Here is a 12,729-nt window from a genome sequence, read left to right on the forward strand (position 1 = left end):
AAAAAAACAAGGCAGGAGTGGTCGAAATGTATCAGGAAGAATATAAACGCTGGTTGCAAGCAGACCTGCAGGATGCAGATCTCAATCCGGAATTATCCAAAATTGAAGGAAATGATGAGGAAATCAAGGATCGTTTTGCAGTTTCACTGAAGTTCGGAACAGCAGGACTTCGCGGAGTACTTGGAGCCGGAACCAATCGCATGAATATTTATGTAGTACGTCAGGCAACACAGGGACTTGCAAACTGGGTAAAAACACAGGGTGGAAATCAGACAGTAGCAATCAGTTATGACAGCCGTCTTAAAAGTGATGTATTTGCAAAAACAGCAGCAGGTGTACTGGCAGCGAATGATATCAATGTCAGAATTTATGACGCACTGATGCCTGTACCAGCACTTTCCTTTGCAACACGTTACTATGAATGCAATGCAGGTATTATGGTAACAGCATCCCACAACCCGGCCAAGTATAACGGATATAAAGCATATGGTCCGGATGGATGTCAGATGACAGACGATGCAGCAGCCATTGTATATGAAGAAATCCAGAAAACAGACGTACTTACAGGTGCGAAATATATGTCCTTTGCAGAAGGTGTGGAAGAAGGAAAAATCCGTTTCGTAGGAGATGACTGCAAGCAGGCACTCTATGAAGCAATCGAATCCCGTCAGGTTCGCTCGGGTCTCTGCAAAACAGCAGGACTGAAACTGGTTTACAGCCCATTAAACGGTTCCGGACTTGTACCTGTAACTCAGGTATTAAAGGACATCGGAATTAAAGATATTACGATCGTTCCGGAACAGGAATATCCAAACGGATACTTTACAACCTGCAGTTACCCGAACCCGGAAATCTTTGCTGCTCTGGAGCTTGGATTAAACCTTGCAAAAGAGACAGGTGCAGACTTAATGCTTGCAACTGACCCGGATGCAGACCGTGTAGGTATTGCGATGAAATGCCCTGATGGTTCCTATGAACTGGTAACAGGAAATGAGGTAGGAGTACTCCTTCTCGATTACATATGTGCAGGCCGTATTGAAAAAGGCACAATGCCGAAGAATCCGGTAGCAGTGAAGTCTATTGTTTCCACACCACTTGCAGATGCAGTGGCAGAGCATTATGGTGTAGAACTCAGAAGCGTACTTACAGGATTCAAATGGATTGGCGACCAGATTGCACAGCTTGAGGCAGCAGGCGAAGTTGACAGATTTATCTTTGGATTTGAAGAGAGCTATGGATATCTTGCAGGACCGTATGTACGTGATAAAGATGCTGTTATTGGCTCCATGCTGATCTGTGAAATGGCTGCATACTACAGAAGCATTGGAAGCTCTCTGAAACAGAGACTGGAAGAAATCTACGCACAGTACGGACGTTATCTGAACAAAGTAGACAGCTTTGAATTCCCGGGATTAAGCGGAATGGATAAGATGTCAGCTCTTATGCAGGGACTCCGTGACAAACCTCTCACAGAGATCGCAGGTCATGCTATCGTGAAAGTAACAGATTACCAGAAACCGGAAGAAACAGGACTTCCTGCAGCAAATGTACTGATCTATAAGCTGGATAACGGCGAAACAGTAGTTGTCCGCCCGTCTGGAACAGAGCCAAAGATCAAAATCTATTACACAACTCTCGGAAAGAACCTGGAAGAGGCGGAAGCTGAGAAAGAGAAGCTTGCAGAAGCATTAAAACCAATCATGGCATAACACTAATCCGATAATCGGAAAACTTATAAGGCTGTGTCTGTAAAGGACACAGCCTTTTGTCGTCTGTAAAAATATTCTGTAAGATATTGCAGGTGAAAAGTGACTCAGAATTTTATATAAAATTCAATTTTCTAATTATCAGAAATGTGATATGATAAAAAATAATAAACAGGAGGAAATAACAGATGGAAAAATCAACAGTTTATTTTACAGATTTTCGATGTCCGGTAGGTACCAGCCAGATTGATAAACTGAAGAAGCTTTGCACAGCAGCCGGAATTAAAGATATTGACATGGACGGTAAATTTGTAGCAATCAAGATGCATTTCGGAGAACTTGGTAACCTGGCTTTCCTGCGCCCGAATTATGCAAAAGCAGTTGCAGATCTCTGTAAAGAGCAGGGAGGACTTCCGTTCCTTACAGACTGCAACACTCTTTATCCGGGAAGTCGAAAGAATGCACTGGAGCATCTGGAATGCGCAAATCTTAATGGATTTAACAGCATTTCTACAGGATGCCAGATCATCATCGGTGATGGCTTACGAGGTACAGATGAAGTTGAAGTGCCGGTAGTAAACGGTGAATACTGCAAAACAGCATTGATTGGACATGCGATCATGGATGCAGATATCTTTATCAGCTTAAGTCATTTCAAAGGACATGAGACAACCGGTTTTGGTGGTGCACTCAAGAATATCGGTATGGGATGCGGAAGCCGCGCAGGTAAAATGAAACAGCATGCCAGCGGAAAACCGGCAGTAAATGAGGAACTCTGCCGTGGATGCCGTCGCTGTGCGAAAGAGTGCGGAAGTGATGCGATTACATATCCGAATAAAAAAGCAGTCATTGACTATGATAAATGCAAAGGCTGTGGCCGTTGTATCGGAGCCTGCAGTTTTGATGCGGTATATAATCCAAACAGCAGTGCGAATGAACTTCTTGACCGCAAGATGGCAGAATATGCACAGGCTGTCTGTCATGGACGTCCGCATTTCCATATTGCACTAGTCCAGGATATCAGTCCAAACTGTGACTGCCATGGAGAAAATGATGCGCCAATCCTTCCGGATATCGGAATGTTTGCAAGCTTTGACCCGGTTGCTCTGGATCAGGCATGTGCAGATGCCTGTCTGAAAGCAACACCGATCGCAAACAGTCAGCTCGGAGAACATCTGGCAGAACCTGACTGGCACTGCCACCACGACCATTTCAAAGACTCCAACCCGAATATTGAATGGAAGGCAACACTGGATCAGGCAGAGAAGATTGGTTTGGGAACCAGACAGTACGAACTGAAGATTGTGAAATAATATTTGAAGTAAAAACCGCAACTGTTTATCAGCAGTGGAGAATAAATACGAAAATGTAATAAACTAAAAGGAACGGATGAATGAACTATATTGTCTTTGACCTGGAATGGAACCAGAACCCTTCGGGAAAGAAAACACGCAACGACAGACTTCCATTTGAGATTATCGAGATCGGAGCTGTAAAAGTAAACACTAAAAAAGAAATAACGGATCATTTTCACAGACTGATCAAGCCGCAGGTTTACAACTGGATCCATGACAGCATTCATGAAGTGATTCATGTGGATTACAAAGATCTTATGAAGGGTGTATCGTTTGAACAGGCAGCCAGAGAGTTCCTTGAATGGTGCGGAGAAGACTGGTATTTTTTTACCTGGGGGAATCAGGATGTAATGGAACTTCAGCGGAATATGAAATTTTATAATCTGCTGGAACTGCTTCCGGGACCTGTGACCTATTATGATGTGCAGAAGCTGTACAGTATCAGTTATGACGACGGCACGCACAGATGTGCACTGGAGCATGCGATAGATGAGCTGAAAATAGAGAAATCCAAGGGTTTCCACAGAGCACTTGCAGATGCGTGGTATACAGCGGAAGTTCTGAAGAAAATAAATAACATTATCATCATCAATCATCCGTCGCTTGATGTTTACCAGAATCCAAAGAAGAAAAAGGATGAGATCCATATTTCCTATCCGGATCATGATAAATATGTATCCAGGGAATTTGCCACAAGAGAGAGGGTTATGAAAGACCGTGAGGTGACAAGCACCAGATGTCCGGCATGCCATCTGCCTGCCAAACGCAAACTCCGCTGGTTTATGAACAACCCCAAGGTCTATTACAGCATATCCAACTGTGAAGAACATGGTCTGGTAAAAGGTAAGATCCGTATCCGGAAAACAGAAGATGAGAAATATTTTGCTGTGAAAACATTACGTTTCACAGATACAGAAGAAGCGGAGGAACTTCGTGAAAGAAAAGAAGTTCTCCGCCTCAGACGAAAACTAAAAAGAAGTGTTGAGAAGGAGATCTGAAAGGATCTCTTTTTCATATTGCATTCCGTATCCGACCATATGGTCATGAAAATAATATTTACTCTTGATCCGCTTCGGACCGATGGAATTGTTCAGAAGCCACTGCTTTCTGGTAAGAGTGCTTACATCAGTTCCCGTCGGAACGGTCACATACACATGCCTCATATAATAGAAAGGATAGGTATTGCCGTTGTTTTTCAACAGGTATTTCTCACTTGGGAGAAATTTCGTCGGTACAGGATCGGAGTCAACATTCAGGTCAACCTTCTCGAAGTTGTCAAACCCGTAATCAAACAGAGAAGTGGTATCAGGGAAAGCTCCGTTTGTGGAATTCAGCACTACTGCAATGAGAATGGAATTACCTCTTTTTGCGTAAGTAACGAGAGTATTTCCGGCATCATTCGTGTAACCTGTTTTTCCTCCCAGCACACCGTCATAAGCATAGGACTGACCTGCCATCATCTTGTGATGATTCAGAAGATAGCGGGTTTCAGACTGCTTGTTTGTAGGTGGAATCTCATAAGTCTGTGTTGTGACAAATTTGCGGAACAGAGGATTATACCAGGCAGCCTTTGCGATTTTCATCATGTCACTGGCAGTTGTATAGTGCGTTTCATCCGGCAGTCCGTTTGGATTATTAAAATGCGTATTCTTACATCCGAGCTGTGCTGCGCGCTGGTTCATCAATTCTACGAATTTCTTTACGGAACCGCTTGTTTTCTCTGCCAGTGCGAGAGCCATCTCGTTGGCAGATTCCAGCATCAGAGCCATCAGAGCCTGCTCCACTGTAAAAACCTCATCAGTTTCCGCATAGATGGTAGAGCTTCCTGCTTCAATTCCGTAGGCAGCTTCCTGCGACATGGTGATCGTGTCACTCATTTTCAGATTCTCGCAGGCAAGGAGTGCAGTCATAATCTTAGTAATGCTGGCAGGATAAAGTTTGTCATCTGCATTCTTGGAATAAAGAATGGTATCTGTAACAGCATCCATCAATACTGCAGACTGCCCTTCAATGCAGGGACCGGATGGCCATCCTTTGACGGAATCTGTGTCTGCGGCCTGAGAATAAGTTGTAGAATGAGCAGCTTCAGGAGTTACAGAAACGTTGGCCTCTGTGGCATAAGCCACTGCAGGCTGTGAAGCCAGAAGTCCCAGACAGAGAGTACCGGCCAGAAAGCGTTTTATCAGTGTATGAAATTTCTTTTTAAACATTTGAATTTACCCTTCATTATTATGGCAATTTACTGAAATACGGCAGGTAATGCAGTCAGCAGCAGAGTATGATCCTGAATCAGCTAACTTACCTGTTCTCTGCATCTTGCCGACTCACATTGACCGTATTATTTCCGGAATTGCTATAAATACCTATAAATAACATATATATCTGGATTACGCCAGACACAATATTTTACCTTATTATATCATTATTTACAATGGCTGTGTAAAATTTATATTTAATCAGTTGGTAATGTCGTTACTGTTCGCACACCACTATTCCGCGAGGTGTTTTGGCATGAATATGCCAAAATCCCGAGACATACAAGCCAAAATTCCATTGCCGCAGGCAATCTGGAATGAATTTTGGCTACGTTACTGTGAACGGAGTGAACAGTAACGTAATGTCAGGATTCCCCTTAATATTGGAAAAAATACTTGACACAGGGAATTTCAAGACCTTATAATGAATCCGCATAGATAAATAAACAGTAAATCCACAAAAACGTTGATGGAGACAGTAACTGCAGATGAAAGCAGACAGCGAACCGGGGAAGGTGGAAGCCCGGTGGTGAGTAAATGCGGCGAATATCACTCCGGAGTTGCAGTTCTGAAGGGCAGACAGGCAGGTAAGGACTGACGGAAATCCCCGTTAAAAGATTCTTGTATCGGCAAATAGCCCGTACAATGTAACAGGTGGTATAACGAACGTCAGTAAACCTTCGTCCTTTTACAAAAGGGGCGATTTTTTTGTTTTATAGGATAAAGATGTAAATGAAAACAAAAGCAGCACGTCTTTTTCCTATAAAACAAAAAAGATCAAAGGCTTATTTTCGTTCTTAAAAGACACAGGAAATATTTTGCATATTTCTAAGGTGTCTGATACAAATAATAAAAACAGGAGGTAAATTACTGTGTACCAGAAAGTTGATACGAACTTAAACTTTGTAGACCGTGAGAAAAAAGTAGAAGAATTCTGGAAAGAAAACCATATCTTTGAGAAAAGTATGGAGAACAGAAAAGAAGGAGAAACCTATACATTCTATGATGGACCGCCCACTGCAAACGGCAAACCGCACATCGGTCATGTACTTACCCGTGTAATCAAGGATATGATTCCGAGATACCGCACAATGAAGGGTTACATGGTTCCGCGTAAAGCAGGATGGGATACACACGGACTTCCGGTAGAACTGGAAGTAGAGAAGAAACTTGGTCTGGATGGCAAAGAGCAGATCGAAGAATACGGAATGGAGCCATTTATCAAACAGTGTAAGGAAAGTGTCTGGAAATACAAAGGAATGTGGGAGGATTTCTCCTCTACTGTTGGTTTCTGGGCTGATATGGAACATCCATATGTAACTTACTATGACGATTATATTGAATCCGAATGGTGGGCACTGAAAGAAATCTGGAACAAGAAGCTTCTGTATAAAGGCTTCAAGATCGTTCCTTACTGTCCGAGATGTGGTACCCCTCTTTCCGCACAGGAAGTATCCCAGGGATACAAAACTGTAAAAGAGCGCTCCGCAGTTGTAAGATTCAAGGTTGTTGGTGAAGATGCTTACTTCCTTGCATGGACAACAACACCATGGACACTTCCATCTAACGTTGCACTCTGCGTAAACCCGGATGAGACTTACTGCAAAGTAAAAGCAGCAGACGGATATACCTACTACATGGCAGAAGCACTTCTGGACAAAGTCCTTGGCAAGCTTGCCAAAGAAGAAGGCGAGAAAGCATACGAAGTTCTGGAAACCTACAAAGGAACAGATCTGGAATACAAAGCATACGAGCCGCTTTTCGCATGTGCAGGAGAGGCAGCAGCAAAACAGAAAAAGAAAGCTCATTTCGTAACCTGCGATAACTACGTTACCATGAGTGATGGTACAGGTATCGTTCATATCGCACCTGCATTCGGTGAAGATGACAGCAGAATCGGACGTAACTATGAACTTCCATTCGTACAGTTCGTAGACGGACAGGGTAACCTGACAAAAGAGACACCATACGCAGGCGTTTTCGTAAAGAAAGCAGACCCAATGGTCCTCACAGATCTGGACAAAGAAGGCAAACTCTTCGATGCTCCGAAATTTGAGCATGATTATCCACACTGCTGGAGATGTGACACACCACTGATCTACTATGCAAGAGAATCCTGGTTCATCAAGATGACAGCAGTTAAGGATGACCTGATCAGAAATAACAATACTATTAACTGGATCCCTGAGAGCATCGGTAAAGGACGTTTCGGCGACTGGCTTGAGAATGTTCAGGACTGGGGTATCAGCCGTAACCGTTACTGGGGAACTCCACTGAATATCTGGCAGTGTGAATGCGGACATATGCATTCCATCGGAAGCCGTCAGGAATTATTCGAGATGAGCGGAGATGAGAGAGCCAAGACAGTAGAGTTTCACCGTCCATACATCGATGAGATCACACTGAAGTGTCCGGAGTGCGGTGGAGAAATGCATCGTGTACCGGAGGTTATTGACTGCTGGTTCGACTCAGGAGCAATGCCTTTCGCACAGCATCATTATCCATTTGAAAACAAAGAATTATTTGAGCAGCAGTTCCCTGCAAACTTTATCTCCGAGGCAGTAGACCAGACACGTGGATGGTTTTACTCACTCCTTGCAGAATCAACACTGCTCTTCAATAAAGCACCATACAAGAACGTAATCGTGCTGGGACATGTCCAGGATGAGAACGGACAGAAGATGAGTAAGTCCAAAGGAAACGCAGTTGACCCATTCGATGCACTGAACAAATACGGTGCAGATGCTATCAGATGGTACTTCTACATCAACAGTGCTCCATGGCTTCCGAACCGTTTCCACGGCAAGGCAGTTGTGGAAGGACAGCGTAAATTCATGAGCACACTGTGGAATACTTACGCATTCTTCGTATTATATGCTGACATCGACAATTTCGACCCGACCAAATATGAACTGAACTATGACCAGCTTCCTGTTATGGACAAATGGCTGCTCAGCAGATTAAACACAACTGTTCAGGCTGTAGACAATGACCTGGCAAACTACAAGATTCCGGAAGCAGCAAGAGCACTTCAGGAATTCGTAGATGAGATGAGTAACTGGTATGTAAGAAGAAGCCGTGAACGTTTCTGGGCAAAAGGAATGGAGCAGGATAAGATCAATGCTTATATGACTCTGTACCATGCACTGGTAACAATTGCCAAGACAGCAGCTCCGATGATCCCGTTCATGACAGAAGACATGTATCAGAACCTTGTAAGAAGCGTAGACAAAGATGCTCCTGAAAGTATCCATCTGTGCGACTTCCCGACTGTAAATGAAGCATGGATCGACAAAGATCTGGAAGCAGACATGAAAGAGCTTCTGGAGATCGTAGTTCTGGGACGTGCCTGCAGAAATACAGCAAACATCAAGAACCGTCAGCCAATCGGAACCATGTATGTAAAAGCTGAGAAGAAAATGAGCGAATTCTACACTGACATTATCGCAGACGAACTGAATGTAAAAGAAGTGAAATTTGCAGATGACGTAGAGTCCTTTATCTCCTATAGCTTCAAACCACAGCTTCGTACAGTAGGACCGAAATATGGCAAACTCCTTGGAGGAATCAGACAGGCTCTCACAGACATCAATGGAACAGCAGCAATGAACGAACTGAAAACCAACGGTGTCCTGAAACTGGATATCAACGGAAACGATGTAGAACTTACGGAAGAAGACCTTCTTATTGAAACAGCACAGACAGAAGGTTATGTATCCGAATCTGACGGTGAAACATCCGTAGTCCTGGATACAAACCTGACACCTGAACTGATCGAAGAAGGATTCGTACGTGAGATCATCAGCAAGATCCAGACCATGCGTAAGGAAGCCGGCTTCGAAGTCATGGACAAGATCGTAGTATATGCTCACGGAAACGACAAGATCCAGAATGTCATGAAAGCACACGAAGACGAGATCAAGTCTGAAGTACTTGCTGACGAAATGGTACTTGGAGAGACTGATGGTTATGTGAAAGAGTGGAACATCAACAAAGAAGCAGTAACTATGGGTGTTAAGAAACTGTAATTACAGATGTTAAGAGCATGTAAAGCATTGTGATTTTCCCATGCGCACCTACGAAAAATAATTACAAATTTCGGCAATTATACAGATGACAGCTTGTCTAAAAAAGAGTATCATATTTTTGAATAGTCTGATTTCAAAGAGAAAATTGGAGGCAGAGGATTCTCTGCCCCCAATTTGTTATGTTACTGTTGCATAGGAGGAACAGTAACATGAATTTCTCTGATGAATGAAAACAGAAGAAGATGACGAAATACCAGTTGCTGTTCACCTGAACAGTAATGGAACCAGATTACGGGAGGTATGAAATGACAAACGAAATGTTCAAGAAAGAGGCATTCAAGAAAAGCGTAAAAGACAACGTAAAATTCCTCTATCGAAAAACAATTGAAGAAGCTACACAGGAGCAGATTTTCCAGGCAGTAAGCTACTCTGTAAAAGACGTTATCATTGATAACTGGCTTGCAACACAGAAAGCTTATGACGAACAGGATCCGAAGATCGTATACTATATGTCCATGGAATTCCTGATGGGACGTGCTCTCGGAAACAACCTGATCAACCTTTGCGCTTACGGTGAAGTAAAAGAAGCTCTCGAAGAGCTGGGATTTGACCTTAACTGTATCGAAGATCAGGAACCGGATCCGGCACTTGGAAACGGTGGTCTGGGAAGACTGGCTGCATGCTTCCTTGATTCTCTCGCAACTTTAAATTACGCAGCATATGGCTGCGGAATCCGTTACCACTACGGAATGTTCAAACAGAAAATTCAGAACGGTTATCAGATCGAGGTACCGGATAACTGGTTAAAGAACGGCTACCCATTCGAACTGCGCCGTCCGGAATATGCCAAGGAAGTACACTTCGGCGGATATGTAAGAGTAGAGTACGATCCTGAAAAGGGTGGAAACAAATTCATCCACGAAGGATATCAGGCAGTAAAAGCCATTCCTTATGATATGCCAATCACAGGATATGACAATGATGTAGTAAACACACTTCGTATCTGGGATGCAGAGCCGATCGTAGACTTCGAGCTTGATTCCTTTGACAAAGGTGATTACAAGAAAGCAGTAGAGCAGGAGAACCTTGCCCGCAATATCGTAGAAGTCCTTTACCCAAACGACAACCACTATGCAGGTAAAGAGCTGAGACTGAAACAGCAGTACTTCTTCGTATCTGCAAGCCTTCAGGCAGCAATTGCCAAATACAAAAAGAAACATGACGATATCCATAAATTATATGAAAAAGTAACCTTCCAGATGAATGATACACATCCAACTGTAGCAGTAGCAGAGTTAATGCGTATCCTTATGGATGAAGAAGGACTTGGATGGGATGAAGCATGGGAAGTAACAACCAAATCTGTTGCTTACACAAACCATACCATCATGTCCGAAGCACTTGAGAAATGGCCAATCGAACTCTTCTCCAGACTGCTTCCGCGTGTATACCAGATCATCGAAGAGATCAACCGTCGTTTCATTCTCGCCATCCAGGCAAAATATCCGGGAAATTATGAGAAGATCAAAAAGATGGCAATTATCTACGACGGACAGGTTAAGATGGCTCACCTTGCAATCGCAGCAGGCTATTCTGTAAACGGTGTTGCACGCCTTCATACAGAAATCCTGAAGAATCAGGAATTAAAAGACTTCTATGAAATGATGCCTGAGAAATTCAACAACAAGACAAACGGTATCACTCAGAGACGTTTCCTGCTCCACGCAAATCCACTCCTTGCAGACTGGATTACAGAGCATATCGGACCGGACTGGATCACAGACCTTCCGCAGTTAAAGAAACTTGCAGTTTATGCAGATGATGAAAAAGCACTCCAGGAATTCATGAACATTAAGTTCAAGAACAAAGAGCGTCTGGCTAAATACATCCTCGAGCACAATGGCGTAGAAGTAGACCCGCACTCCATCTTCGATGTACAGGTTAAGAGACTTCACGAGTACAAACGTCAGCTCCTGAACATCCTGCATGTTATCTATCTGTACAACCAGATCAAGATGCATCCGGAAATGGAATTCTATCCAAGAACATTCATCTTCGGTGCAAAAGCATCCGCAGGTTATGCAACAGCCAAGAAGATCATCAAACTCATCAACTCCGTAGCAGATGTAGTAAACAACGACGCTTCCATCAACGGCAAGATCAAAGTTGTATTCATCGAAAACTACAGAGTATCCAACGCTGAGTGGATCTTCGCAGCAGCAGATGTTTCCGAGCAGATCTCCACAGCAAGTAAAGAGGCATCCGGTACAGGTAACATGAAGTTCATGCTCAACGGTGCTCCTACACTTGGAACAATGGACGGTGCCAATGTAGAGATCGTAGAAGAAGTTGGTGCAGAGAATGCATTCATCTTCGGTTTAAGCTCCGACGAAGTAATCAACTACGAAAACAACGGCGGATACGATCCAAACGTGATCTACAACACAGACGAAGAAATCCGTCAGGTACTGATGCAGCTCATCAACGGAACCTTCTCCAATGATACAGAACTCTTCCGTGACCTGTACGATTCACTTCTCAATACAAAGAACACAGACAGAGCAGACCGCTACTTCATCCTCGCAGACTTCCGTTCCTATGCAGACGCACAGAAACGCGTAGAAGCAGCATACAGAGATGAAAAAGGCTGGGCTAAGAAAGCACTCCTTAACACAGCATGCAGCGGCAAGTTCACATCCGACAGAACCATCCAGGAATATGTAGATGATATCTGGCATCTGGATAAGGTTATTGTCAGAAAGAAATAATACGCTATATTTATAGAAGTAATTGCTTCTGAATAAAAATAAAGCCCCTGGCAGTACAGTTATCAGGACTGTATTGCAGGGGCTTTTTGCTGCAGTAGTGGCATAATATATTAATCCATTTGTACAGGAAAATTCATAGATGCGAAGCACCTGGAAATAAGAATACGTCCGAAAATATAATCAAAATACAAAAGCGAACGACAACTAACAGCCAGGAAAGGTGTATCAGATGGTAAATAATACCGGGTCTGATAATGTTTTCAGAACAATAATGAAGAAAATGGCAGAGAATTACAGATGGTTCTCCGCCATTTGACTATACAGGGGTTGATACATCATCTTGTGATTAGAACGAAAAACTCACCACATTTGTAACAAATTATAGATTTTCAGCCTGAAAAATCAAGAAAAACAAATGCTTTTGAAGTGTGTGAAATTTAAAAAAATCGTAAAATTCATGGCATTACACTTGACAAAAACTGGTGAAAGCACTATTATTAACCATAACAGACAGATTATGTCTAGGAATCTTTACCCAAAAAGAAAATAGTTATATTAAGGAAAGGGGAACTATAATCATGACAAAGATTAAAAACACGAAGAAAGGCATGGCTAAG

General features: G+C 43.0%; 7 protein-coding genes. 6 read left to right on the forward strand and 1 reads right to left on the reverse strand.

Going from position 1 to position 12,729, the window contains the following annotated elements:
* The first annotated feature begins 26 nt into the window (after positions 1 to 26).
* The 3 genes from G4417_RS10155 to G4417_RS10165 all read left to right on the forward strand — a co-directional run bounded on the left by G4417_RS10155 (position 27) and on the right by G4417_RS10165 (position 4,059).
* Entirely contained in the window at positions 27 to 1,709 is a 1,683-nt protein-coding gene (locus G4417_RS10155; protein ID WP_173683354.1) for a phospho-sugar mutase, read from the forward strand.
* A gap of 185 nt (positions 1,710 to 1,894) precedes the next feature.
* Positions 1,895 to 3,019, forward strand: a complete 1,125-nt coding sequence (locus G4417_RS10160) for a DUF362 domain-containing protein (RefSeq protein WP_173683355.1) — start codon at positions 1,895 to 1,897, stop codon at positions 3,017 to 3,019.
* Positions 3,020 to 3,099: 80 nt separating this feature from the next.
* Positions 3,100 to 4,059 (forward strand): 3'-5' exonuclease, encoded by a 960-nt coding sequence (locus G4417_RS10165; RefSeq protein WP_173683356.1) that lies wholly within the window; start codon positions 3,100 to 3,102, stop codon positions 4,057 to 4,059.
* Here G4417_RS10165 and G4417_RS10170 read toward each other — a convergent pair.
* Entirely contained in the window at positions 4,030 to 5,271 is a 1,242-nt protein-coding gene (locus G4417_RS10170; RefSeq protein ID WP_173683357.1) for a D-alanyl-D-alanine carboxypeptidase family protein, read from the reverse strand. The genes G4417_RS10165 and G4417_RS10170 overlap by 30 nt on opposite strands.
* Before the next feature lie 514 nt (positions 5,272 to 5,785).
* Between G4417_RS10170 and G4417_RS17185 the strand changes: the two genes are divergently transcribed.
* The 3 genes from G4417_RS17185 to G4417_RS10180 all read left to right on the forward strand — a co-directional run bounded on the left by G4417_RS17185 (position 5,786) and on the right by G4417_RS10180 (position 12,112).
* A complete protein-coding gene (locus G4417_RS17185) occupies positions 5,786 to 5,914 on the forward strand; it encodes a hypothetical protein (RefSeq protein ID WP_274603784.1) in 129 nt (42 codons plus the stop codon).
* Between the two features lie 274 nt (positions 5,915 to 6,188).
* Positions 6,189 to 9,344 (forward strand): isoleucine--tRNA ligase, encoded by a 3,156-nt coding sequence (ileS, locus tag G4417_RS10175; RefSeq protein WP_173683358.1) that lies wholly within the window; start codon positions 6,189 to 6,191, stop codon positions 9,342 to 9,344.
* A gap of 305 nt (positions 9,345 to 9,649) precedes the next feature.
* Positions 9,650 to 12,112 carry a glycogen/starch/alpha-glucan phosphorylase gene (locus tag G4417_RS10180; protein WP_173683359.1) on the forward strand — a complete coding sequence of 821 codons (2,463 nt, stop codon included), beginning with the start codon at positions 9,650 to 9,652 and terminating at the stop codon, positions 12,110 to 12,112.
* Positions 12,113 to 12,729: the final 617 nt, after the last annotated feature.

The organism is Blautia wexlerae, from assembly GCF_013300825.1.
GTDB classification, from domain to species: domain Bacteria; phylum Bacillota; class Clostridia; order Lachnospirales; family Lachnospiraceae; genus Blautia_A; species Blautia_A wexlerae_B.